General features: G+C 70.8%; 25 protein-coding genes. 12 read left to right on the top strand and 13 right to left on the bottom strand.

The window, feature by feature from the left end:
• Positions 1-42 precede the first annotated feature (42 nt).
• The 3 genes from ACY0PA_RS10840 (at position 43) to ACY0PA_RS10830 (ending at position 2,980) form a co-directional block, all read left to right on the top strand.
• On the top strand, positions 43-333 hold the full coding sequence (locus tag ACY0PA_RS10840; RefSeq protein WP_100598166.1) for a YiaA/YiaB family inner membrane protein: 291 nt from the start codon (positions 43-45) through the stop codon (positions 331-333).
• Between the two features lie 74 nt (positions 334-407).
• Positions 408-1,046, top strand: a complete 639-nt coding sequence (locus ACY0PA_RS10835) for a TetR/AcrR family transcriptional regulator (protein ID WP_473084433.1) — start codon at positions 408-410, stop codon at positions 1,044-1,046.
• A gap of 272 nt (positions 1,047-1,318) precedes the next feature.
• On the top strand, positions 1,319-2,980 hold the full coding sequence (locus ACY0PA_RS10830; protein WP_473084432.1) for a hypothetical protein: 1,662 nt from the start codon (positions 1,319-1,321) through the stop codon (positions 2,978-2,980).
• An 86-nt stretch (positions 2,981-3,066) separates the two neighbouring features.
• Here ACY0PA_RS10830 and ACY0PA_RS10825 read toward each other — a convergent pair whose 3' ends face one another.
• Positions 3,067-3,528: a MaoC family dehydratase gene (locus tag ACY0PA_RS10825; protein ID WP_473084431.1), complete on the bottom strand. Its 462-nt coding sequence runs from the start codon at positions 3,526-3,528 to the stop codon at positions 3,067-3,069.
• Between the two features lie 124 nt (positions 3,529-3,652).
• Here ACY0PA_RS10825 and soxR point away from each other — a divergent pair, with 124 nt between their 5' ends.
• Entirely contained in the window at positions 3,653-4,120 is a 468-nt protein-coding gene (gene soxR, locus ACY0PA_RS10820) for a redox-sensitive transcriptional activator SoxR (RefSeq protein ID WP_266566075.1), read from the top strand.
• Positions 4,121-4,131: 11 nt separating this feature from the next.
• Here soxR and ACY0PA_RS10815 read toward each other — a convergent pair whose 3' ends face one another.
• Together ACY0PA_RS10815 and ACY0PA_RS10810 are read right to left on the bottom strand one after the other, a co-directional pair.
• Positions 4,132-4,794 (bottom strand): response regulator, encoded by a 663-nt coding sequence (locus tag ACY0PA_RS10815; protein WP_473084430.1) that lies wholly within the window; start codon positions 4,792-4,794, stop codon positions 4,132-4,134.
• Positions 4,791-6,011, bottom strand: coding sequence for a sensor histidine kinase (locus ACY0PA_RS10810; RefSeq protein WP_473084429.1), 1,221 nt, complete (start codon positions 6,009-6,011; stop codon positions 4,791-4,793). The genes ACY0PA_RS10815 and ACY0PA_RS10810 overlap by 4 nt, the downstream gene beginning before the upstream one ends.
• Before the next feature lie 203 nt (positions 6,012-6,214).
• On the opposite strand from ACY0PA_RS10810, the gene ACY0PA_RS10805 reads away from it, so the two are divergent.
• Positions 6,215-6,373 carry a hypothetical protein gene (locus tag ACY0PA_RS10805; protein ID WP_473084428.1) on the top strand — a complete coding sequence of 53 codons (159 nt, stop codon included), beginning with the start codon at positions 6,215-6,217 and terminating at the stop codon, positions 6,371-6,373.
• Between the two features lie 105 nt (positions 6,374-6,478).
• Entirely contained in the window at positions 6,479-6,991 is a 513-nt protein-coding gene (locus ACY0PA_RS10800; RefSeq protein ID WP_382607008.1) for a hypothetical protein, read from the top strand.
• Between the two features lie 93 nt (positions 6,992-7,084).
• Here ACY0PA_RS10800 and ACY0PA_RS10795 read toward each other — a convergent pair whose 3' ends face one another.
• The gene (locus ACY0PA_RS10795) at positions 7,085-7,687 is read right to left on the bottom strand and encodes a hypothetical protein (RefSeq protein ID WP_473084427.1); all 603 of its coding nucleotides are present in this window, start codon (positions 7,685-7,687) and stop codon (positions 7,085-7,087) included.
• Between the two features lie 256 nt (positions 7,688-7,943).
• Between ACY0PA_RS10795 and ACY0PA_RS10790 the strand changes: the two genes are divergently transcribed.
• Positions 7,944-10,799 (top strand): penicillin acylase family protein, encoded by a 2,856-nt coding sequence (locus tag ACY0PA_RS10790; RefSeq protein ID WP_473084426.1) that lies wholly within the window; start codon positions 7,944-7,946, stop codon positions 10,797-10,799.
• A gap of 55 nt (positions 10,800-10,854) precedes the next feature.
• Here the strand turns inward: ACY0PA_RS10790 and ACY0PA_RS10785 are convergent, their stop codons facing one another.
• A complete protein-coding gene (locus tag ACY0PA_RS10785; protein ID WP_473086287.1) occupies positions 10,855-11,325 on the bottom strand; it encodes an MFS transporter in 471 nt (156 codons plus the stop codon).
• Positions 11,326-11,381: 56 nt separating this feature from the next.
• Positions 11,382-12,632 carry an exo-beta-N-acetylmuramidase NamZ family protein gene (locus ACY0PA_RS10780; RefSeq protein ID WP_473084425.1) on the bottom strand — a complete coding sequence of 417 codons (1,251 nt, stop codon included), beginning with the start codon at positions 12,630-12,632 and terminating at the stop codon, positions 11,382-11,384.
• A 149-nt stretch (positions 12,633-12,781) separates the two neighbouring features.
• Here ACY0PA_RS10780 and ACY0PA_RS10775 point away from each other — a divergent pair, with 149 nt between their 5' ends.
• From ACY0PA_RS10775 to ACY0PA_RS10765, 3 genes are read left to right on the top strand one after another with little or no spacing between them, the layout of a single operon-like run.
• Positions 12,782-13,549, top strand: a complete 768-nt coding sequence (locus ACY0PA_RS10775) for an SDR family oxidoreductase (protein WP_473084424.1) — start codon at positions 12,782-12,784, stop codon at positions 13,547-13,549.
• Entirely contained in the window at positions 13,546-15,213 is a 1,668-nt protein-coding gene (locus ACY0PA_RS10770) for a class I adenylate-forming enzyme family protein (RefSeq protein WP_473084423.1), read from the top strand. Before ACY0PA_RS10775 ends, ACY0PA_RS10770 begins: the two co-directional genes overlap by 4 nt.
• Positions 15,214-15,239: 26 nt before the next feature.
• Positions 15,240-15,833: a TetR/AcrR family transcriptional regulator gene (locus ACY0PA_RS10765; protein WP_473086286.1), complete on the top strand. Its 594-nt coding sequence runs from the start codon at positions 15,240-15,242 to the stop codon at positions 15,831-15,833.
• 82 nt (positions 15,834-15,915) lie between these two features.
• On the opposite strand, the gene ACY0PA_RS10760 is transcribed toward ACY0PA_RS10765, so the two are convergent.
• From ACY0PA_RS10760 to ACY0PA_RS10750, 3 genes are all read right to left on the bottom strand, one after another.
• A complete protein-coding gene (locus ACY0PA_RS10760; RefSeq protein ID WP_473084422.1) occupies positions 15,916-17,136 on the bottom strand; it encodes an acyl-CoA dehydrogenase family protein in 1,221 nt (406 codons plus the stop codon).
• 6 nt (positions 17,137-17,142) lie between these two features.
• On the bottom strand, positions 17,143-18,177 hold the full coding sequence (locus ACY0PA_RS10755; protein WP_473084421.1) for a phosphotransferase family protein: 1,035 nt from the start codon (positions 18,175-18,177) through the stop codon (positions 17,143-17,145).
• A gap of 175 nt (positions 18,178-18,352) precedes the next feature.
• The gene (locus ACY0PA_RS10750) at positions 18,353-18,649 is read right to left on the bottom strand and encodes a hypothetical protein (RefSeq protein ID WP_473084420.1); all 297 of its coding nucleotides are present in this window, start codon (positions 18,647-18,649) and stop codon (positions 18,353-18,355) included.
• A gap of 85 nt (positions 18,650-18,734) precedes the next feature.
• Here ACY0PA_RS10750 and ACY0PA_RS10745 point away from each other — a divergent pair, with 85 nt between their 5' ends.
• On the top strand, positions 18,735-19,670 hold the full coding sequence (locus ACY0PA_RS10745) for an NADP-dependent oxidoreductase (protein ID WP_473084419.1): 936 nt from the start codon (positions 18,735-18,737) through the stop codon (positions 19,668-19,670).
• Between the two features lie 61 nt (positions 19,671-19,731).
• On the opposite strand, the gene ACY0PA_RS10740 is transcribed toward ACY0PA_RS10745, so the two are convergent.
• The 4 genes from ACY0PA_RS10740 to ACY0PA_RS10725 form a co-directional block, all read right to left on the bottom strand.
• Complete coding sequence (locus ACY0PA_RS10740; RefSeq protein WP_473084418.1) at positions 19,732-20,091, bottom strand: DUF202 domain-containing protein; 360 nt, start codon at positions 20,089-20,091, stop codon at positions 19,732-19,734.
• Positions 20,088-20,480 (bottom strand): YidH family protein, encoded by a 393-nt coding sequence (locus ACY0PA_RS10735; protein WP_100598136.1) that lies wholly within the window; start codon positions 20,478-20,480, stop codon positions 20,088-20,090. Before ACY0PA_RS10735 ends, ACY0PA_RS10740 begins: the two co-directional genes overlap by 4 nt.
• A gap of 9 nt (positions 20,481-20,489) precedes the next feature.
• On the bottom strand, positions 20,490-21,077 hold the full coding sequence (locus tag ACY0PA_RS10730) for an NUDIX hydrolase (RefSeq protein WP_473084417.1): 588 nt from the start codon (positions 21,075-21,077) through the stop codon (positions 20,490-20,492).
• 67 nt (positions 21,078-21,144) lie between these two features.
• The gene (locus ACY0PA_RS10725; RefSeq protein ID WP_473084416.1) at positions 21,145-22,035 is read right to left on the bottom strand and encodes a DMT family transporter; all 891 of its coding nucleotides are present in this window, start codon (positions 22,033-22,035) and stop codon (positions 21,145-21,147) included.
• A 186-nt stretch (positions 22,036-22,221) separates the two neighbouring features.
• On the opposite strand from ACY0PA_RS10725, the gene ACY0PA_RS10720 reads away from it, so the two are divergent.
• Positions 22,222-23,889, top strand: a complete 1,668-nt coding sequence (locus ACY0PA_RS10720; RefSeq protein ID WP_473084415.1) for an FAD-binding dehydrogenase — start codon at positions 22,222-22,224, stop codon at positions 23,887-23,889.
• Positions 23,890-24,086 lie beyond the last annotated feature (197 nt).

Here is a 24,086-nt window from a genome sequence, read left to right as displayed (position 1 = left end):
AGCGGATGGGGGTGCGCCCCCGTCCGCTCCATGCTGTCGCCCATGAGTGACACACCGGTCAAGCACAGGACCACCAACGCCTTCTACGGACAGGCCGTCGCCTCCTTCGCGCTCGCGCTCGTGGCGACCGCCGTCGGCATCTACCGCATCGACGCCAGCGGCTGGGTGCGCGGCTTCCTCGCCATCGCCGTCCTCTATCTGACGACCTCCGCGTTCACGCTCGCCAAGGTCATCCGGGACCGCCAGGAGGTCGATCAGGTCGTCAGCCGTATCGACCAGGCCCGCATCGACAAGATCCTCGCCGAGCACGATCCCTTCAAGCCCGCCGCCTGACCTACGGAACTAAGCGCTCGCTCACCTCTAGGGGTATGGTGTGCGTCCTGTCCACGGGAGGATGTGAGCGAGCGATGAGCGCGGAGCGGCACGGCCAGAACGAGGCTGCCACGGACGACATGTCCTGGGCCGAGGTCACCCCGGACGCGGCCAGGCGGCTGCTGATCGCCGCCGTCCAGGCGTTCGCGGAGCGCGGCTACCACGCGACCACCACCAGGGACATCGCGAGCCGGGCCGGCATGAGCCCGGCCGCGCTCTACATCCACTACCGGACCAAGGAGGACCTGCTCCTGCGCATCAGCCGCATCGGCCACGAGAAGGCTCTGGAGATCCTCAAGGACGCGGCCGCCGGGGAGGGCGCCGCCTCCGAGCGGCTCGCCGAGGCCGTGCGGTCCTTCGTCCGCTGGCATGCGGCACGCCATCTGACGGCGCGCGTCGTGCAGTACGAGCTGGACTCGCTCGGCGAGGAGCACCGGCCGGAGATCGTGGCCCTGCGCCGCGAGAGCGACGCAACCGTGCGCGAGATCATCAACGACGGTGTGAAGGCGGGGGAGTTCGACGTCCCCGACGTCCCGGGCACCACGCTGGCCGTGCTGTCGCTCTGCATCGACGTGGCCCGCTGGTTCAACACGGAGGGCCGCCGGACGCCCGACGAGGTCGGCGCGCTGTACGCCGACCTCGTCCTGCGGATGGTGGGGGCCCGGGTCCCGTAGGGCTCAGGGCACGCGGCACGCTCAGCCCCGTCGAACGGACAGAACGCCCCATTTCTACACGTTCGGGCGATGACAAAGTGTCGAAGTTCCTCAAAAATCGGTGCACCTCGGCCACGAGGCAGACATAGGTCCGCACGCGCTCAGCTGCAGCCATGGGGTCTGCGTTGGCCGGGAGGCAGAGGTTCCCGGCAATGCGGGAACTCACCGGACACTGAGGGGCTGAGTTGAAGAGCACAACTGGCCGAGCGCGACCATTCAAGGCATTTTGCGCTTTGGGCGCCGCGACGGCTCTGTGGACTGTCGCCATCCCGGCCGGGGCAACGGCAGGGGGTGATCATGCCGGCCCGCCAACGACCACGCACCACGTCAAGCCGTCGTACAGACCGGGGAAGATCGAGAAATGTCCGTCGGGAACGACGACGTTCATCAATACGTCGCACCTGAAGCGGGGCGACAAGAGTAAGAGCTACTCGAAGGGACCCACCTCCTTCAAGGCGACAGTCGATGCAAAGGGCAAGTACCTGAGCTTCACGACCAACTCGCCCAACTTCACGGTCTACATCGAGGGCGGGCGCCACAAGGCCCACCGCGGCGCCGGGGGCACTGAGGCCTACGACACCTACGACTACACAGGTACGCCGGGTCATCCGAACTATCCGTCGGACACGGGTCTGCACGCGCCGTTGGCTTCGAACGGGAAGCCGGAGAAGATCAGCCACTATCTGGTCTGCGGGCAGCCGGCGAACCCAGTCCCTCCGGGATCGTGCGAGGCGTCGGGGTCGCTCTCCGCATACGTCCACGGGACCGATGTCACCGCGTACGTCCCCAAGGGGGCGTGGGGCAGCTCTGCCACCGGCATCGACGTGGTGAACGTCGAGGGCACCAGCATCACCAACACGCAGATCCCCACGGGTACCGATGTCATCAACTCCATCGCGACGAACTCGGTGACCGGACAGTCCGTGGCCACGGCGAACAACAATCACGTCTACATCCTGAAGGGCACCGGGCTCGACCCGAGCGTCTCGCCCAACCCCCTGACGGATGCGGGCACGGGCACGATCAGCTTCTCCGGAGGGTCCGCGACGACCACCGGCGTCGCGATGGACGCCGTGCACAACAAGGCCTTGATCGGGCTGAGCATCGGAGGCAAGGCCGGGTTCCAGTTCCTCAACCTCGCGACCAACACGTTCGAGCCCCCGTTCACCACGCAGGACCCGGGCGGGCAGATCTCCGAGGATCCCCTCGTCGATCCCATCCGCAACCTCGTCCTGTCCCCCTCGGAGGACAACAACTACGAGATCGTGAACGTGGCGAACAGCACCTCGCCGCAGTTCTTCGAGCACCCGGTGACCATCGGCGGGGAACTCGATTCCGCTGCGGAGGACTGCTCCACCGGGATCATCATGGCGCCCGCGGAGTTCAGTAGCCCGTCGCAGGTCGAGATCGCGGACATCAACAACCCGGGCACCGCGCCCAACGCCGTCTTCACCCCTGGCTCGCCCGGGTCATGGGCGGCACCCGAGCAGGTCCAGACGTTGACCGGCTCGGTCCTGAGCGCAGGAGCGTCCGCGGCGTCAGTGGCGCAGGGGACCCACACCGGTGTCATCACCGGAGAATTCGGTGGGGATGGCCTGACCGCGGTCGCCCTGCCTACGACTTCCGGTGCCGGAGCCACCCCGGCCATCAGTGACTGGGTCACCTGTGCGACGGGCGGGGGCTTCTCCATGGGACTGGATCCGCACACGTTGATCGCGTACCAGTCGCCGAACGGCGGACACGCCATCGCCCTCATGGTCAATGGCGGAGCGACCCAGATGGTCGCGGTGGACCTGACCAAGATGCTCGACGGTACGACCGTCCCGGCAACGGGCCACGTCTGTAACGGCGGCACCCTTCCTGCGACTGCCGAGAGGTTCATCACCCTGCCGTAACCGGCTCTCACGCAGGCGAATTCGGAAGTCGACGAGACCGTGGGGGTGTTCCACCTCCACGGTCTCGCCTGTGTGACCCAGGGGACTCAGAGGTAGTACCGGGACACCGACTCGGCGACACACACCGGCTTGTCGCCGCCGTCGCGCTCCACGGTGAAGGCGACCGAGACCTGGACGCCGCCGGGCACGTCGTCGACGCCGGTGATCTTCGCGGTGGCGCGCAGCCGGGAGCCGACCGGCACCGGGGCGGGGAAGCGGACCTTGTTCGTCCCGTAGTTCACGCCCATCTTCATGCCGTCGACCTTGATCAGCTGCGGTCCGAAGAGCGGGAGAAGCGACAGGGTCAGATAACCGTGCGCGATCGTCGTGCCGAACGGCCCGTCCTTGGCGCGCTCGGGGTCGACGTGGATCCACTGGTGGTCACCCGTGGCGTCCGCGAACTGGTCGATCCGCTTCTGCTCGATCTCGACCCAGTCGCTGTACCCCAGCTGCTCGCCCACCGCCGCGCGCAGCGCGTCGACCGTCGCGAAAACCCTCGGCTCTGCCATGTCCTGGCCTCCCATGCATGCACCATGTGCGGATCTCTAAGGCAATGTCTAAGCGCTTGCTCAGCATGCTAGGGCGGGCGACCTCTGTCAACGGCGGCAGGGTCCGCCCAGTAGGCTCGGCACAGTGCCCCAGATTCCAGTGAAGATCCACGAACTCACCGTCGGTCAGCTGTCGGCGCGCAGCGGAGCCGCCGTCTCGGCCCTGCACTTCTACGAGGCCAAGGGCCTGATCAGCAGCCGCCGCACGACGGGCAACCAGCGCCGTTACCAGCGCGACACCCTGCGCCGAGTCGCGTTCATCCGCGCCGCGCAACGCGTCGGCATCCCGCTCGCCACGATCCGTGACGCGCTGTCCGAGCTGCCCGAGGGGCGCACCCCGACCCGCGAGGACTGGGCGCACCTCTCCGAGGCCTGGCGCTCCGAACTGGACCAGCGCATCACCCAGCTCGGGCGGCTGCGCGACCATCTGACCGACTGCATCGGCTGCGGCTGTCTGTCCCTGGAGAACTGTGTGCTCTCCAACCCGGACGACGTGTTCGGCGAGCGCCTCACCGGCTCCCGCCTGATGAAGGAGAACCGGGAGGGCGCCTGAGGGGCCGCCGCTCAGCGGGGCGCCGAGACCAGCCCCGACTCGTAGGCGATGATGACCAGTTGGACTCGGTCCCGGGCGCCCAGCTTGGTGAACAGGCGCGCCACGTGCGACTTGGTCGTGGCCACGGTGATATAGAGCTCGTCCGCGATCTCGCTGTTCGACCGGCCGAGCCCCACCAGTGTCAGGACCTCGCGTTCCCGCTCGGTGATGCCCTCGACCGGGCGCGGCGGCCGGGCGGGCGACGGCTCGGGGCGCCCCACGAAGTCCGCGATGAGGCGGCGCGTGATCCCCGGCGCGATCAGCGCGTCCCCGGCGGCGACGACCCGGATCGCGGCGAGGATGTCGTCGAGCGCCATGTCCTTGACCGCGAAACCGCTCGCGCCGGCGCGCAGCGCGCCGTAGACGTGGTCGTCCTCGTCGAAGGTGGTCAGCACCAGCACACGGGTCGCCCCCGGGCCCGAGGTGACCAGGTTCGTGGCCTCGATCCCGTTCATGCCCGGCATCCGGATGTCCATCACGATCACATCGGGGCTGACCTCCTTCGCCAGCCGGACCGCCTCCTCGCCGTTCGCGGCCTCCCCGACGACCTCCAGGTCGGGGGTGTCGGCGATGAGGACGCGCAGCCCGGAGCGTACGAGCGGCTGGTCGTCGGCGAGCACCACGCGCACGGTCATCGGGCGTCCGCCCCGGCCGCGGCGGTGCCGTCCGCCGGTGTGGCCACCGGCTCCGGAAGCGGCAGCCGTGCCGCCACCCGGAATCCGCCCTCCGGCCGCGGCCCCGCGCTGAACTCCCCGTGCAGCAGCGCCACCCGCTCCCGCATCCCGGTGATCCCGAACCCCACGCCCGTCCCCGCGCCCCGCATCCCACGCCCCTCGTCGACGATCTCCACGGACAGCTCATCCTCCCCGAACCCGACGCCGACTCGGCACCGCCCGGCGCCCGAGTGCCGCACGACGTTGGCCAGCGCCTCCTGCACGATCCGGTACGCCGACAGGTCGATGTCGGGCAGCAGTTGACACCGCTGCCCGCTCCACCGCAGGTCGACCTCGACGCCCGCGTCCGTGGTCGTGGCCGCGAGGCGCTCCAGGTCGCCGAGGCCCGGCGCGGGTCCGTACGGCACCGCCTCGGACTCCGCAGAAGGGCCCGACCTGCGCAGCGCGACGAGCGTGCGCCGCAGCCCCGACAGGGTCTCCCTGCTCGTGGCCTCGATGGCGCTCAGGGCGGCCCGCGCCTCCAGCGGCTGCGTCTCGATGACCCGGCTGCCGACTCCGGCCTGGATCGCGATGATGCCGATGCTGTGCGCGACCTGGTCGTGCAACTCGCGGGCGATCCGCAGCCGTTCGGCCGTGATCGCCTCGGCGACCTCGTGCAACCGCAGCTCGTGCGCGTACCGACGGCGCTCGCTGCCGAGGAGGCCCACGACGCAGGCGGTGACCAGCGCCAGGAGGGCGATCGTCCCGATCACGACGAGGTTGTCGGGCCCGTGCGTGAAGCCGAGGATCGTCAGGCACTGGGTGAGGAACGTGAGGCAGACGGCGACCACCGACGCCCGCGGGGTGCGGGTCGCGACGACGTACCCGAGCAGGATGTCGACCGCGACGAACGGCACGAACCACACAGGGCCGTGGTACTTGGCCACCGGCGGCACGAGGGCGGTGACGAGCAGCGTCATGACCAGGGCCGCCATGGGCCTGCGCCGGATCATGCCGACGAGCAGGACCGCCGCGAGCGCCGACCCGCAGGCCGGGAGGATGCCGGGCGCGCGCCGGCCCGCTTCGACCGCGGGGAGCAGCGCCATGAACGGATACAGGAGCGCGCCGATCCAGGTCAGGACGGAGCGGGAGCGACCGAACGTGCGCTCGGGCGGCGAGAGTGTCGAGGTGGCGTCCACACAGGGATCGTAGGTGCGCGGCCCGCGCCCGGCATGAGCCCACGGGCTGCATCCCACGGGTGCATGCCGTCCCCGGGGAGGGCCGCCGACGGGCCGATGCGCGCCCCGCATCCGCACCGGCACCGTTGCCCTCGTGATCGAAGTCAGCGAACTCACCAAGCGGTACGGCGACAAGACAGCTGTCCGTCACCTTCGCCCACGCGATGGTGCGCAACGCGTGGCAGCGCCTGGCCCAGATCTACGGAACGCCGCCCGAGGCGTACAACGGGGCCACGGTCGCGGGGAGTTGGACCGTGTACGCCCTCTGGCCGCTGGTCACGCTCGCCCTGGCGCTGCTCGTCGTACGGCGCCGGGACGTGTGACCGTATCCGTCCGCAATCGGATCCGGGCGTCCGGATGTCTTCACCCGCAAGGGAGTTGGGGATGAATGAGGGCAGGACGGCAGGACGTATCTCGGGGAGGCACGTATGGGACTCGCCATCTGCTCGCTGAAGTACGAGGCCGCACGCTCGGGCCCGCAGAAGATCACCTATGACCGCGACGGCTACCACCTCGTCCGCTTCCCCTACGCGGCGGGCGAGGAGTCGTACGACCCCTGGAAGATGCACGACCCGCCGAAGGGGTCCAAGTACCCGGACACCCACTCGGGTCTGATCCGGCCGAGTCACGACGGGTGGGGCACCCTGTCCGCGCTGGTCTTCTGGGAGCCGGACTCCGGACCGCGCGAGTTCAGGGCACGCTTCGTGCGCGACCCGCTCGCCGGTTCGACCGGCTACGACTCGACCGCCACGACGGACTCGGCGCCGACCGGCGGCGGTCAGTACCGGTCGTACACCTGGCAGATGTTCGTGCACCCGGGAACCCCGGTCGGCCTGAAGATCTCGGTGCGCGGGGCGGGCGACGCGCTGATCCGTACGCCGCTGGTCCTCGCCGAGTTCAAGCTGGCCGTCCAGACGGACGTGATCACACCGAGCGGCTGAGGCAGGTGAGTGGACCGGGGGTGCGGCTCATGGGCGGCACCCCCGTCGTGCTCACACAGCCGTGCTCGTGCAGTCGTGCCCATGCCGATGCGCTCACGCCGAGACAAGGACCCGCGCCCGCCAGGCTCCGGCCAGGGACGCGGGGGTGAGGACGGGGCGCGGCACCACGATGCCGCAGTGGGTGCAGACCGGTCCCGACGACGGTTCGTGCGCGAGGCCGTGCTTCCAGAGGAGTGCCGTGCCCTTGCAGACGGGACAGGCCGTGCCGGGCTCGCGCTCCAGGGCCGCGATCAGCCGGTTCAGGACTTCCGCGAGGGGTTCGCAGGGATGGACCATCGGGTCGTCGCACCAGGCGACGCCGAAGCCGCCCCAGGTCAGCCGGTGCCAGTCGTCGACCGTGCCCGGGCTGCGCAGCCCGTCGTGCTTCTCCTTGCGGCGGCGCTCCGCGAACTGCGTCTCGTACGCGAGCCAGACCGCCCGCGCCTCCTCGAGCTCGTCGAGCGCGGCCGTCAGCCGCGCCGGCTCGGGGGAGCGGTCCTCGGGATCGAACCCGGCCCGCGAGCACAGGTGGTCCCAGGTCGCACGGTGCCCGTAAGGGGCAAACCGCTCCAGGCACTTGCGCAGCGAGTACCGCCGCAGCGCCAGATCGTTGCGCGGGTCGCGCGCTTGTCTCGCCAGACTCCGGAATCCGGCCATCGTCTGCACCTCCGTCACACGTACATGTACTTCGGCGTCGTCGTCGAACGGACGTCGCCGAATAGACGTATCGACACTCGATTCGGATCCATGCCCTTCCATCCGATTTCCGATGGACTCCATCAGCGGCACCTCCTGGGGCCGATACGTCCCAGGGGGTCTCGTGTGGCGATTCCGAAAAACTGACGCATGTTCATCTTCAGCCGGGGGTCTACCGCCGGTAACCTCCGGCGCACCATCGTCGGGAGGATCAGGCATGCGACGGCGCACCCCACGAACCACCCAGCACAGAAGCCTCCGTAGAACTCTCAAGCGCACGGCCGCCACAGCGGTGTTCGTCCTCACGGCGGGGCTGCTGTCCCCGGCCGGCGGGGCGTCCGCCGCGGAGCCGCCACCGGCGCCCGACTACTGCGCGGGCCGGTGCGCGGACATCCTGCCGCCCGGCGCGAACGGCAGCGCCACGCTGGCCGAGATTCTCAGCCACCGCGTCCTCGGCACCCAGCCCGCCCACGCCGACGATCAACTCGGCCCCTACGACGCGCTCTCCGCCGGATATCCGTCCCTGACGGACGACACCCTCACCCAGTTCTTCAACGACTCCTCCTTCGGGGTCCCCGATGGTCAGGTCGGTTCCGTCACGCGCCCCCGCGACGATGTGACGATCACCCGTGACAAGAAGAACGGTGTACCCCACGTCAAAGGTTCCACGCGTTACGGAACAGAGTTCGGCGCCGGCTACGCCGCAGGTCAGGACCGGCTCTGGCTGATCGACCTGTTCCGGCACATCGGCCGCGGGGAGCTCACGTCGTTCGCGGGCGGCGCCCTCGCGAACCAGGGGCTCGAGCAGGAGTTCTGGCCGCAGGCCCCGTACACCGAGCAGGACCTTCAGCGGCAGGTCGAGTACATCAGGACCACGCAGGGCGAGCGCGGCAAGCAGGCCATGGACGACGCGCAGGCGTATATCGACGGGCTCAACGCCTATCGCGAGCAGTCGAAGAACGGCCGCTACTTCCCCGGCGAGTACGTCCTGACCGGCAAGATCGACGCGATCACGAACGTGGGCGAGATCCAGCCGTTCAAGGTGACCGACATGATCGCGCTGGCCTCGGTCGTCGGCGGCCTCTTCGGGGGCGGCGGCGGGGGAGAGGTCGGCCAGGCCCTCTCGCTCCTGTCGGCGCAGCAGAAGTACGGCGTCGAGCGGGGCACCGAGGTCTGGGAGTCCTTCCGCGGGCGCGACGACCCCGAGGCCGTGGCGACCATCCACGACGGCACGAGCTTCCCGTACGGGGCCAAGCCGAAGAACCCGCGCGGGGAGGCGCTGCCCGACCAGGGCACCGTCGAGAGCGAGCCGCTCGTCTTCGACCGCGAGGGCTCGGCCAAGCCGGCCGAGGCGGGGCGCAAGACCCCCGTCAAGGCACCGGCGAAGCTCAAGCCGCTCCAGGGCATGTACGACAAGGGCGTGCTGCCCGCGGACACGTTCAGGAACTCCGACTCGAAGAAGGGCATGTCCAACGCCCTCCTCGTCTCCGGCAAGCACACCGCGTCCGGCCACCCGGTCGCCGTGTTCGGCCCGCAGACCGGGTACTTCGCTCCGCAGCTGCTGATGATGCAGGAGCTCCAGGGTCCGGGCATCAGCGCGCGCGGCGTCTCGTTCGCCGGCGTCGGCATGTACATCCAGCTCGGCCGCGGCCAGGACTACGCCTGGTCGGCGACCTCGGCGGGCCAGGACATCACGGACACGTACGCCGTGCAGCTGTGCGAGCCGGGCGGCGCGACGCCCACCCGGCAGTCCACGAACTACCTGTACCGCGGCACCTGCACGCCCATGGAGAAGCTGGAGAGGAAGAACGCCTGGAAGCCGACCCTCGCCGACTCCACGGCGGCCGGCTCCTACCGGATGCAGGTCTTCCGCACGAAGTACGGCATCGTCACGCACCGGGCGACCGTCGACGGCAAGCCCGTCGCGTACACCTCACTGCGCTCGACGTACCGGCACGAGGCCGACTCCATCATCGGCTTCCAGATGCTGAACGACCCGTCGTACGTGAAGGACGCGGCGACCTTCGAGAAGGCCGCGCAGCACATCAGCTACGCCTTCAACTGGTTCTACGCCGACTCGCGCGACATCGCGTACTACAACAGCGGCGCCAACCCGGTGCGCGCCGACGACGTCGACGCCTCCTTCCCGGTGAGGGCCGAAAAGGCCTACGAGTGGCGGGACTTCGACCCGAAGGACAACACGGCCGCGTACGCGCCGCCGTCCGAGCACCCGAACTCCGTCGACCAGGACTACTACGTCTCCTGGAACAACAAGCAGGCCAAGGGGTTCGGCGCCGCCAACTTCAGCCTCGGCGCCGTGCACCGCGCCGATCTGCTCGACTGGCGCGTGAAGCGGCTCGTCGCCGACGGCGGCGTCACCAGGGCCTCGCTCACCCAGGCCATGGAGGAGGCCGCCCTCACCGATCTGCGGGGTGAGCAGGTGCTGCCCGAGATCCTCGAGGTCGTCCGCAGCAAGCCCGTCGAGGACCCGGCCCTGAACAAGGCCGTGCAGCAGCTGGAGGCCTGGCGCAAGGCGGGAGCCCAGCGCAACCAGACCGCGGCCGGCTCGCACACCTACGCGCACCCGGATGCCGTACGCATCATGGACGCCTGGTGGCCGCTCCTGGTGAAGGCCGAGTTCGAACCCGGTCTCGGGGGCGACCTGTACGGGGCGCTCACCGGCCGGCTGGCCGTCGACGAGTCGCCGTCCGCGGGCCACGGCCCGACCGGCGCGCACGCGGGATCGGCCTTCCAGTACGGCTGGTGGGGCTACGTCGACAAGGACCTGCGTACGGTCCTCGGGCAGCCGGTGAAGGGCAGGCTCGGCGCCGCCTACTGCGGCGGTGGCAAGCTCGACGCCTGCCGCGACGCCCTGCTCGCCACGCTCACGCAGGCCGCTGCCGAGCCCGCCGCCGAGGTCTACCCCGGCGACGACGCGTGCAAGGCCGGCGACCAGTGGTGCTCGGACACGATCATCCACCGGGCGCTCGGCGGCATCACGCACCGCGGGATCCAGTGGCAGAACCGTCCGACATACCAGCAGGTCGTCGAATTCCCCTCACACCGGCCGTAGTCGACCGCTTCCATGGGGCACGCGCGCGCGTGCCCCATGGAAGGTCAATGGCAGGTCAGCCGAGTTCGCGCTCCCGTGTCTCCGGGAGGGCGAGGACGCACAGCAGGGAGACGACGGCCATCGCGCTGACGTACCAGCCCACCGAGGACGAGCCGAACTCGCCCTGGAGCCGCGTCGCCACGAGCGGCGCCACCGCGCCGCCGAGCACCCCGCCCAGGTTGTACGCGAACGACGCCCCGGAGTAGCGCACGCGCACCCCGAACAGCTCCGGCAGATACGCGCCCATCGGCCCGTACACGACACCCATGCAGAACAGCGCGCCGTCCAGGGCGAGCGCGATCAGCACGGGCTGCCCGGTGTCCATGAGCGGGAAGAGGGCCAGACCCCAGACCACCGCGAGCCCGGCGCCGGCGAGCACCAGCCTGCGGCGCCCGCCCGCGTCGGAACGGGTCGCGGCCAGCCAGGTGCCCGCCGCGAGGAAGAGGCGTCTTTGAGCACGTACTGCACTGTGGTTGTACGTGTACATGGCAGTCAATACGCGAAACGTGTCATCCCGTATCGCGAGACGTCCGGGGCTGCGTCCTACTTGTACGCCAGGTACCGGCCGCGCACCGCCCGGAACGCCGCCAGTTCGCCCTGCCAGGCCGTGACCACCTCGTCCGTGGACGCCCCGGCGTCGATCATCGTCCGCACCTGGGTGGACCCCGTGAGCTTGTCGATCCAGTTGTCCGAGCGCCACGCGAAGCCGCTCCAGGACTTCTTCGCCGTCACCAGGAGCGCGATGCCGGTGCGTACGGGGTCGTACGCGGCCCGGTCCCTGACGTGGATCTGCACGCCGCCGATCGTCTTGCCCTGGAACTTGGAGAACGTCGGCGCGAAGTACGCCTCGCGGAAGTCCACGCCGGGCAGGTGGAGTTCATTGGCCGCGGCCGCCCAGCGCCCGTCGACGTCCTCGGCGCCGAGCAGTTCGAAGGGGCGGGTCGTGCCGCGGCCCTCGGAGAGGTTCGTGCCCTCGAACAGGCAGGTGCCCGAGTAGACCAGCGCGGTGTCGGGGGTCGGCATGTTCGGGCTCGGCGGCACCCACGGCAGCCCCGACGCGTCGTAGAAGTCGCGCCGCTTCCAGCCCGCCATCCGGACCGTCTCGAGATCGACGGGCTTCGCGAGGTACTCGCCGTTGAACAGGCGCGCCAGCTCCGTGACCGTCATCCCGTGGGCCTGGGAGATCTCGCGGCGGCCGACGAACGTCGCGAACTCCTTGTGCAGGACGGGCCCGTAGGCGTTCCGGCCGGTCACCGGGTTCGGGCGGTCGAGCACCACGAACTTCTTGCCCGCGAGCTGCGTGGCCTCCATACAGTCGTAGAGCGTCCAGATGTACGTGTAGAAGCGTGCGCCCGCGTCCTGGATGTCGAAGACGACCGTGTCGACACCGGACGCGGTGAAGATGTCCGCCAGCGCCTGCCCGCTCTTCAAGTAGGTGTCGTAGACCGGCAGTCCGGTCGCCGGGTCGTCGTAGCGCCCCTCCGAGCCGCCGGCCTGCGCCGTGCCGCGGAAGCCGTGCTCGGGCCCGAACACCGCGGTCAGCTTCACCCGTTCGTCGGCGTGCATCACGTCGACGATGTGCTTGACGTCGCGCGTGACGCCGGTCGGGTTGGTCACGAAGCCGACCTTCTGCCCGGCGAGGATCCGGTATCCGTCGTCCGCGAGGCGCTCGAAACCGGTGCGGAGCCGGCCGCCGTCCTTCCCCGCGGCGAGCGCGGGGGACCCCGCGCCCGCCGTGGCGGCCACCGCGGAGGCGGTGGTGGCGGCGAGCAGGCTCCGTCTGGACACGTTCATGTGGTGACCTCCGTGATCGCGGAAGGCGGCATGTGCACGCACGCTAGCGTGCGCCGCGTCCCCGCGGAACGAAGCCGACCGCCGACACCTCTTCCGTTGAGCTGACCGACTGCTTAGTCTGTGACGGAAAGTCGAGTCAAGGGAGACCGATGGTGGACAGCCTGCACGGCACGGGGGTCGTCGTCACCGGCGCGGGAGGCGGCATCGGAGCCGCGCTCGCCCGCCGCTTCGCCGCTTCGGGAGCGCGCGTCGTCGTGAACGACCTGGACGCGGGGAAGGCCAAGGCGGTCGCGGACGAGATCGGCGCCACGGCGGTGCCGGGCGACGCCTCCGAGATCGTGCCCGAGGCGCTGGACGCCCTGGACGGCACCGTGGACGTCTACTGCGCCAACGCGGGGCTCGCCTCCGGCGGCACCGAGGACGCCGACGACCAGATCTGGGCCGACGCCTGGGACGTCAACGTGATGGCCCACGTCCGCGCCGCGAAGGCCCTGCTGCCCGGCTGGCTGGAGCGCGGCACCGGCCGCTTCGTCTCCACCGTCTCCGCGGCGGGACTGCTCACGATGGTCGGCGCCGCGCCCTACAGCGTCACCAAGCACGGCGCGTACGCCTTCGCCGAGTGGCTCTCCCTCACCTACCGCCACCGCGGGCTCAAGGTCCACGCGATCTGCCCGCAGGGCGTGCGTACGGACATGCTCACCGCCTCCGGATCGGCCGGGGAGCTCGTCCTCGCGCCGACCGCGATCGAGCCCGAGGACGTCGCCGACGCGCTCTTCGCGGGCATGGCGGAGGACCGCTTCCTGATCCTCCCGCACCCCGAGGTCGCCGGTTACTACGAGGCCAGGGCCGCGACGCCCGACCGCTGGCTGTCGAACATGAACCACATCCAGCAGAAGTGGGAGGCCGCACAGAAGTGAGCTCCTCCATCTACGCGGCCAAGCCCTGGCTCGGCCGGCTCTCCGAGGCACAACGGGCCCCGGTCACCCCGGCCGACTCCGTGCTGCACGCCTTCCGCGCCGCGGTCCGCACCGCTCCCGACCGCACCGCCGTCGCCTACTTCGACGGCCGCCTCAGCTACCGGGAGCTGGACGAGCTCAGCGACTCCGTCGCCGGGCACCTCGCCGCGCGCGGTCTCGGACGCGGCGACCGCGCCGCCCTCATGCTGCAGAACTCGCCGCACTTCGTGATCGGCCTCCTCGCCGCCTACAAGGCGGGCGCCACCGTCGTCCCGGTCAACCCGATGTACAAGTCGGGCGAGGTCACCCACGTCCTGCACGACGCCGACGTCACCGCCCTGATCTGCTCGGACCGGGCCTGGGAGGCGTATCTGCGCGAGACCGCCGCGGACTCTCCCGTACGGATCGTGCTCACCGCCTGCGAGCTGGACCTCCAGACGCGGGGCGACGAGCGCGTCCTGAAGTTCGAACGCGTCGAGCCGCAGGCCGAGGACGCCGACGACCTCCTGACGGTCGCCCGCCAGGGCAACGCGGCGCCCGAGGGCCGCGACCCGCGCCCGGACGACATCGCGCTCATCAGCTACACCTCCGGCACCAGTGGCACGCCCAAGGGCGCCACGAACCTGCACCGCAACATCACGTACAACGCCGAGCGCCAGCGCACCGGACTCGGCATCCCCGAGGGCGGCACGTACTTCGGGCTCGCACCGCTCTTCCACATCACCGGCATGGTCTGCGAGCTGGTCTCCTCCTTCGCGAACACGGGCACCCTCGCCCTCGCGTACCGCTTCGAGGCCGGCGTCGTCCTGGACGCGTTCGCCGAGCACCGGCCCGCCTACACCGTGGGTCCCTCCACCGCGTTCATGGCGCTCGCCGCGCACCCGGCCGCGACCCGCGAGCACTTCGCCTCCTTCCAGTCGATCTCGTCCGGCGGCGCGCCGGTGCCGCCCGCCCTCGTGGAGAAGTTCCGGGCCGGCTTCGGCCCCTACATCCACAACGGCTACGGCCTCACCGAGTGCACCGCCCCCTGCGCCTCCGTGCCGCCCGGCAAGGAAGCGCCCGTCGACCCCGTCTCCGGCGCCCTCGCCGTCGGCGTCCCGGGACCCGAGAGCGTCGTCCGGATCGTGGACGACCTCGGCCAGGAGGTGCCCTTCGGCGAGCAGGGCGAGATAGCCGTCCGCGGCCCCCAGGTCGTGCCCGGCTACTGGAAGCGCCCCGACGCCACCGCCGAGTCCTTCCCGGACGGCGAACTGCGCACCGGGGACATCGGCTTCATGGACGCGAACGGCTGGCTCTACGTCGTCGACCGCAAGAAGGACATGATCAACGCCTCCGGCTTCAAGGTCTGGCCCCGCGAGGTGGAGGACGTCCTCTACACCCACGAGGCGGTGCGCGAGGCCGCCGTCGTGGGCGTCCCCGACCCCTATCGCGGGGAGACGGTCAGGGCGTACGTGAGCCTGCGCCCGGGCGCCTCGGTGGGCCCCGGCGACCTGTCCGCCTATTGCAAGGAGCGGCTCGCCGCGTACAAGTACCCGCGCGAGGTGGAGATCCTGCCCGAGCTGCCGAAGACGACAAGTGGGAAGATCCTCCGGCGGGAACTGCGTTCCCGTACACAGAACAGCTGATCGCAGGAGAAAGGCAGGTGGCGGCAGTGCCCAGGACGTCGGACGGAGACGGTACGCCCGTCCCTCAGAGGCTGCTCGCCGCCGCCACCCGGCTCTTCGCCGAGCGCGGTTACGACCGCACCTCGGTCCAGGAGATCGTCGAGGCGGCCGGCGTCACCAAGGGCGCGCTCTACCACTACTTCGGCTCCAAGGACGACCTGCTGCACGAGGTGTACGCGCGCGTGCTCCGCCTGCAGCAGGACCGTCTCGACGCGTTCGCGGACGCCGACGCCCCGGTGGAGCAGCGGGTGCGGGACGCCGCCGCCGACGTGGTCGTCACGACCATCGAGAACCTCGACGACGCGTCGATCTTCTTCCGCTCCATGCACCACCTCAGCCCGGAGAAGAACAAGCAGGTGCGGGCCGAGCGGCGGCGCTATCACGAGCGCTTCAAGGCTCTGATCGAGGAGGGCCAGCGGTCCGGCGTGTTCTCCACGGCCACGCCCGCCGCCCTGGTGGTCGACTACCACTTCGGCTCGGTGCACCACCTCTCCACCTGGTACCGCCCGGGCGGCCCGCTCGCCCCGCAGGAAGTCGCGGACCACCTGGCGGACCTGCTGCTGCGCGCACTGCGTCCCTGACGCCGCTCGCGCTCTGACACACGGCCAAGGGCCCCGCACTCAAGCCGAGTGCGGGGCCCTTCGCCGTCACGGGGTCACCGCGTCACAGGTACTTCTTCAGCTCGCGCCGGGCCAGCGAGCGCTGGTGGACCTCGTCGGGGCCGTCCGCGAGGCGCAGGGTGCGCGCTCCCGCCCACAGCTCGGCCAGCGGGAAGTCCTGGCTGACGCCGCCCGCTCCGTGCAGCTGCACGGCCTGGTCGATGATGTCGACGACCGTGCGCGGCGCCGCGATCTTGATGGACTGGATCTCCGTGTGGGCGCCCTTGTTGCCGACGGTGTCCATCAGCCAGGCCGTCTTCAGGACGAGGAGACGCAGCTGCTCCACCGCGACCCGCGCGTCCGCGATCCACTCCTGTACGACGCCCTGCTGGGCCAGCGGCTTGCCGAACGCCGAACGGGCCACGGCCCGCTGGCACATCAGCTCGATGGCCCGCTCGGCCATGCCGATCAGCCGCATGCAGTGGTGGATACGGCCCGGGCCGAGCCGCGCCTGGGCGATGGCGAAGCCGCCGCCCTCCTCGCCGATCAGGTTGCTCGCGGGTACGCGGACCTGGTCGAAGACGACCTCGGCGTGTCCGCCGTGGTAGTGGTCCTCGTATCCGTACACCTGCATGGCGCGCCGGATTTCCAGGCCGGGGGTGTCGCGGGGGACGAGCACCATGGACTGCTGGCGGCGGAGGTCGGCGCCGTCGGGGTCCGTCTTGCCCATCACGATGAAGACCTTGCAGTCCGGGTTCATCGCCCCGGAGATGTACCACTTGCGGCCGGTGATGACGTACTCGGAGCCGTCGGCGGAGCGCTCGATGAGCGTGGTGATGTTCGTGGCGTCCGAGGAGGCCACCTCGGGCTCGGTCATCGCGAACGCCGAGCGGATCTCACCGGCGAGCAGCGGCTCCAGCCACTGCTTCTTCTGGCGCTCGTCGCCGAACTGGCTCAGCACCTCCATGTTGCCGGTGTCGGGGGCCGCGCAGTTGAGGGCCGTGGGCGCCAACTGCGGGCTGCGGCCGGTGATCTCGGCCAGCGGCGCGTACTGGAGGTTGGTCAGCCCGGCGCCGTACTCGGCATCGGGGAGGAAGAGGTTCCACAAGCCCTGCCGCCTGGCCTCGGCCTTCAGCTCCTCGACGACGGCCGGGGTGTCCCACGGGGAGGCGAGCTGCGCGCGCTGCTCGTGCGCGACGGCCTCGGCCGGGTACACGTGCTCGTCCATGAAGGCGAGGAGTTTCGCGCGCAGTTCCTCGGTGCGCGCGTCGAATGCGAAGTCCATTGCGGGTCAGCCTTTCTGAAGGGTCGTCAGGCCATGGTCGATGAAGACGGGCACGAGCTCGCCGATGCGATCGAAGCCGGCGCCGACGGTCTGGCCGAGGGTGTAGCGGTAGTGGATGCCTTCGAGGATCACGGCGAGCTTGAACCACGCGAAGGCCGTGTACCAGGAGACGGCGCGGACGTCGCGCCCCGAGCGCGCGGCGTACCGCTCGATGATCTCGGCGGGGTCGGGGTGTCCGGCGGCCGCGGCGGTCGTGGAGACGGGGGAGTCGGGCATGTCGAGCTTCGCGCTGTACATCACCAGCAGGCCCAGGTCGGTGAGCGGGTCGCCGAGCGTGGACATCTCCCAGTCGAGGACGGCCTTGATCCGGTCGACGCCGTCGGCGTCCTCGTTGATCAGGACGTTGTCGAGGCGGTAGTCGCCGTGCACGACCGTGGGCGCGGGCGAGGCGGGCAGCGAGCGGCCGAGCGCCGCGTGCAGCTCGTCGACGCCGGCCAGCTCGCGGTTCCTGGACGCGTCGAGCTGCTTGCCCCAGCGCCGCAGCTGCCGGTCGAGGAACCCCTCGGGCCGCCCGAAGTCCGCGAGGCCGACCTCGGCGGGGTCCACGGCGTGCAGGTCGACGAGGGTGTCCACGAGGGCGAGCACGGCGGCGCGGGTGCGCTCGGGGCCCAGCTGCGCGAGCTGGCCGGCCGTGCGGTACGGCGTGCCCGCCACGTACTCCATCACGTAGAACGGCGCGCCGAGCACGCTGTCGTCCTCGCACATGAGCAGCGCCTCGGGCACCGGCACGGACGTCGGGTACAGGGCGCTGATCACCCGGTGCTCGCGCTTCATGTCGTGCGCGGTGGCGAGTACATGGCCCAGCGGCGGGCGGCGGACCACCCAGGTCGACGAGCCGTCGCCGACGACGTACGTGAGGTTCGACCGGCCGCCCTCGACGAGACGCCCGGACAGCGGACCGGCCACGAGCCCCGGGCGCTCCCGGTCGAGGTGGCCGCGCAGCTGGTCGAGATCAAGACCTGGGGGGTGGCCGGCGCTCATCGATGTCCTCCGGAGGCAGAGTGAAGCGGTGTCGCGTCACATGATGCCGACCGGTCGGTATGTCGTCCAGGGCGGGGGCTGAATGTGATCCATCTCGTACGCTACTGCCCGCGGCCGGGCGGTGCGGGTGCGTCCGGCGAGAACGCCGGCCGCACCCAGCGCGGCCCGCGGACCGTCAGTGGTCGTCCCAGTGGCCGTCGTGCTGCGCGTGCCGGTGCCCGTCGTGGACGTAGTCGACGTGATCGCCGTGCGTGACGGCCTGGTGCCCGCAGTCCGGGCCGTGCTGGTGCTCGTGGCCCTGGTGCGTGGTGTGGGCGCCGGGCTCGCACTCGTCCCAGTGGCCGTTGTGCTCCGCGTGCAGATGCCCCTCGTGCGCGTAGTCGACGTGGTCGCCGTGCGGGACCGCCGCGTGGCCGCAGCCCTCGCCGTGGGTGTGCTCGTGGACGGGGTGTTCCCGGTGGAGAGTGGTCATGGAGTCAGGCTAGCCGGAAATGCCCGAATCACTCCGCCATGGAACCCTTGTGCTGTTCCTGTGCCTTTCACGAGGAGTACATCGGATGAAGGCGATCAGCTACAGCGGCTACGGCGGTCCCGAGGTACTCGAATACGGGGAGGTGAGCGACCCGAAGGTCGGGCCCGACGCCGTCTTGGTGAAGGTCAGGGCGGCAGCGGTGAACCCCGTCGACTGGAAGGCCCGCGAGGGCTACCTCGACCCCGTGTTCGACGCCGTCTTCCCCGTGATCCCCGGCTGGGACGTGTCCGGCGTCGTGGTCCAGCCCGGCTCCGCCGTCACCGAGTTCGTCACCGGCGACGAGGTGATCGGGTACGTACGCGAGGACTTCCTCTCCCGCGGGACCTTCGCCGAGTACGTCGCCGCGCCCGTGCGCACCCTGGCGCGCAAGCCCCGGAACCTCACCTACGAGGAGGCCGCCGGGCTGCCGCTCGCCGGACTCACCGCCTACCAGGGCCTGACCGGCGCCCTCGCCGTGCAGGAGGGCGATGTGGTGCTCGTCCACGCGGCGGCCGGCGGCGTCGGGTCGATCGCGGTCCAGCTGGCGCGCCACCTCGGCGCCCGCGTCATCGGCACGGCGAGCGAACGCAACCACGACTTCCTGCGGGAGCTGGGCGCCGAACCGATCACGTACGGGGAGGGCCTCGCCGAGCGCGTGCGGGCGCTCGCTCCGGAGGGCGTGGACGACGTGTTCGACACCGTCGGCGGGGAGGCCCTGAAGGTGTCCGCGGACCTGCTCGCGCCGGGCGGCCGGCTCGCGTCCATCGCCGACGGCTCGGTCGTCGACCTGGGCGGGCACTACGTCTTCGTGCGCCCCGACGCCGCCGACCTCGCGCGCCTCGCGGACCTCGCGGAACAGGACGTGGTCACGGTGCACGTCGACGAGACGTTCCCGCTGGAGCGGGCCGCCGACGCCCAGCGGCTGAGCGCCGAAGGCCACTCCAGGGGCAAGATCGTGGTCACCGTGCCGTGGCCCGACTGACCGACTGACCGACTGACCACTGACCGACTGACCGGCGGGCAGGAAGCGGCGCAGGCCGCCGTCACACCACCAGCGCCGCGGCGAACGCGGCCAGCGCCACCGAGCAGGCCACCGCCACCACGGCCGCGCGCCCGGTCAGTGCGGGCGGCCCGGCCTCGTGCAGCGCCAGATCGCGGATCCGGCGGTGCGCCACCGCCAGGAACCCCAGCCACGCCAGGAAGCACAGGGCAGCGCCCAGCACGCCGAGGGTGTCCGCGCCGCCGCTCAGCGTCGTCTTGGCGGCGAGGATCGCGGCCACGGTGCAGGACAGCGTCGTCCGCCGCCAGGCGAGCCGCGTCCGCGCCGGCTGGAGCCCCGGATCGCGCCCGGCCGTTCCTCCCTCGCCCCGTGCGTCGCAGGGCGGTTCGGACGGGCCGCTCACCCCGCCCACCCGGCCAGCACGACCACCACCATCGCGACGGCCACCAGCGCCACGACCACGCTCAACAGTGCCGGGAACCGCGAGACGGGCAGGTCCTCGCCCCGCCGCATCGCCCGCTCGCAGCGCACCCAGTGGCTGACCGCGCGCAGGGAGCACAGGGCGCCCGCCGCGAGCAGCGCGAGCGCGAGCCCGGCCCGCCAGGCCCAGCGCAGGTCCGGCAGGAACTGGTCCACGGCGAACCCGCCGCCGATCAGCGCGAGCGCCGTGCGCAGCCAGGCCAGGAACGTGCGCTCGTTGGCCAGGGAGAAGCGGTAGTCGGGTGTCTCGCCGTCCTCCCGCACCCGCTCGGGCGCGAACCAGAGGCGGACGCTGCGTACAAATTCGATCACGGGGTGACCTTATCCGGGCGGCCCGGGCAGGCCCGTGGCCCCTGCGCGGTAGGCCCGCAGCCGCTCGTACGCGTCGAGCCCGTCCGGCACCCACGGCCACTCGGGAAGCCGCCGCTCCAGCTCCTCGTCGGTGAGGAAGCCGTGCCAGGCGACCTCCTCGGCCTGCGGGTCCACCGGCAGCTCGCAGCGCACCTCGTACAGGTACGACCACCAGGTGCGGCCCGCCCCGCCGTCGTACAGGAACTTGAACAGCGGCTCGGGGCGCGGCAGCCCGGACACGCCGAGTTCCTCCTCCGCCTCGCGCAGGGCAGCGTCGTCGTAGGACTCGCCGGCGCCCACGACGCCGCCGACGAACATGTCGTAGAGGGACGGGAACACCAGCTTCGTCGGGGTGCGGCGGTGCACGAAGATCCGGCCGGCACAGTCCCTGGCCTGGATGAACACGCACCGGTGGCGCAGTCCGCGTGCGTAGGCCTCGCCGCGCGGGGCCTGTCCGACCACCCGGTCGTGCTCGTCGACGATGTCGAGCACCTCCGCCGCCGGGTCCGGGGCGGCAGCGTCTTCAGCGGCGTTCGTGGGATCGGTGGGAGGGGTCATGCGCCCATGACATCAGAACCCGGAAGACCCTGGCAGCTCAGACCCTGGCAACTCAGACCCCGGCAGCTCAGACCCCCACCCCCGCCCGGTCCCCCTCCCGAGGGCCCGCGGTCGGCATCGCCGGATGCATCCCGAGCAGCACGATCCCCGAAACGATCGCCGTGAGCCCGGTCGCCTGCCAGGCGAGCGCCCCGGCATCCATGCGCAGTTGGTCGCCCATGAAGCCGACCCCGCACGCGATGCCCGCAAGCGGCTGCGCCGCCGTCAGCGCGGGCAGCGACATCCGCAGCGGCGCCATCTCGAAGGCGCTCTGCACCAGGATCAGGCCCGTGACGCCCAGCACCAGGACCCCGTACGGCTGCCAGCTGGTGAGCAACCCGGCCCAGCCGCCCGACGAGAACAGCTGCCCGCTCATCCGCGTCAGCGCGTCCTGCACCCCGTAGAGGAGCCCGGCCGCGACGCCGAGGAGGACCGGGGCCGCGCTCATCCGTGACTTCTTCGCGTACGCCGTGAGCAGCAGCGCGCCGCCCACCATGACGCCGATGATCAGCCAGCGCCGCAGCGGGTCGTTGACCTCGTCCCCGCTGCGTGGCTCGCCCGCCACGATGAAGGCCGTCACCCCACCCGCGAGCAGGGCCAGGCCCGCCCAGCCCTGTTTGCCCAGCGGCTGGCGGGTCTGGTGGCGCGAGAGGGCGAGCGCGAACAGGAGGTTGGTCGCGAGCAGCGGCTCGACGAGGGAGATCTCCCCGTTGCCCAGCGCGATCGCGCCGAGCACCATGCCGCACACCATGAAACCTATGCCGAACAGCCAGCGGGGCACCCGAACGAGGTCGAGGAGCAGGCGCGGCGACAGGAAGTCGCTCAGCGGGGCGTGCTGCGCCGCGTTCTGCTGGAGCACGAATCCGATGCCCAGACAGAAGGCCGCGGAGACGGCGAGGACGAGTACGAGAACCGACACGCTGCGCACCTCGACATTGCAGGTATCAAGATCGGCCGTGGGCGGGTCGTTGCACGGGTGTATGGCCGACGATAGCGCCCCGCGGCACCGGCTGCCCCGTGAGTGACCCGGTCGGCGAGGTTGACGCCGCCGACCCCCGTGCCCAAGATCTGACCCACCGGTAACTTTCGAGAGGGACGGACCCCAATGACGACGTACGACGCGGACGTGATCGTGATCGGGGCGGGCCTCGCCGGGCTCGCGGCGGTGGCGGAACTCGTGGACGCGGGCCGCAAGGTGATCCTGCTGGACCAGGAACCGGAGCAGTCCATCGGCGGTCAGGCGCACTGGTCCTTCGGCGGTCTCTTCTTCGTCGACTCGCCCGAGCAGCGCCGCCTGCGGATCAAGGACAGCCACGCGCTCGCGCTCCAGGACTGGATGGGCACCGCCGGCTTCGACCGTGCCGAGGACCACTGGCCGCGCAAGTGGGCCGAGGCGTACGTCGACTTCGCCGCGGGCGAGAAGCGGTCCTGGCTGCACCAGCAGGGCGTCCGGTTCTTCCCCGTGGTCGGCTGGGCGGAGCGAGGCGGCTACGACGCGAACGGGCACGGGAACTCGGTGCCCCGCTTCCACATCACCTGGGGGACCGGACCCGGCCTCGTCGCCCCCTTCGAGCGCCGCGTCAGGCAGGGCGTGGCGCGCGGTGTCGTACAGCTGAAGTTCCGGCACCGGGTGACCGGCCTGTCCCGCAGTGCCGGCGCCGTCGACACCGTCAGCGGGGAGATCCTCGAACCGTCGTCCATCGAGCGCGGCCAGGGCAGCAGCCGTACGGTCACGGGCTCCTTCGAGCTCAAGGCGCAGGCGGTGATCGTCACCTCCGGCGGCATCGGCGGAAACCACGACCTGGTCCGCGCCCACTGGCCCGAGCGCCTCGGCACCCCGCCCGAGAAGATGCTCTCCGGCGTGCCCGCGCACGTCGACGGTCTGATGCTCGGGATAACGGAGGACGCGGGCGCGCACCTCATCAACCGGGACCGCATGTGGCACTACACCGAGGGCATCGAGAACTGGAACCCCATCTGGGACAAGCACGGCATCCGCATCCTGCCGGGCCCGTCCTCGCTGTGGCTCGACGCGCGCGGCGAGCGCCTGCCCGTGCCGCTCTTCCCCGGCTTCGACACCCTCGGCACCCTCGACCACATCATGAAGACGGGGTACGGCTACACGTGGTTCGTGCTCAACCAGCGCATCATCGGCAAGGAGTTCACCCTCAGCGGCTCCGAGCAGAACCCCGACCTCACCGGGAAGTCCGTGCGCGGCGTCATCGACCGGGCCCGCGCCGACGTACCGGCGCCCGTCAAGGCCTTCATGGACAACGGCGCCGACTTCGTCATCGAGAAGGACCTCCCCGCCCTCGTGCGCGGCATGAACGCCCTGGCCGAGAAGTCGTCGGGTCCCCTGATCGACGAGGCCGCACTGCGCCGCACCCTCGTCGCCCGCGACCGCGAGATCGTCAACCCCTTCACCAAGGACCTCCAGGTGACCGCCATCCGCGGCACCCGCAAGTTCCTCGGCGACCGCCTCATCCGCACCGCGGCCCCGCACCGCATCCTCGACCCGAAGGCGGGCCCGCTGGTCGCCGTGCGCCTCAACATCCTCACCCGCAAGTCCCTCGGCGGCCTGGAGACCGACCTGTCCTCGCGCGTCCTGACCGACGGCGGTGAGCCCCTGCCGGGCGTGTACGCGGCGGGGGAGGCGGCCGGGTTCGGCGGCGGGGGCGTGCACGGCTACCGCTCCCTCGAAGGGACCTTCCTCGGCGGCTGCCTCTTCTCGGGCCGCACGGCGGGCCGCGCCGCTGCCGCCGCGACCGGCTGAATCTCGCCTTGACAGCACTCCGGACGCTTCCTCTCGGGTCCGGGGTGCTGTCTCGTGTCACCGGCTCAACAGCCCAGGTAAGAAAGGGAATTGGCGGATCGCGAGGGTGAACTCGGAGGATTGTGAAACGAGTTGGTGAAGGTCATCCCTTGGTCCGCCCTTGACTCGGAGCGCCCCGTACCGCTTTGCTGTGCGTG

It is taken from the genome of Streptomyces sp. DS1-CR2 (genome assembly GCF_055760475.1).
The sequence above is the reverse complement of the archived record's forward strand: the minus strand, read 5'-3'. Positions and strand labels throughout refer to the sequence as shown.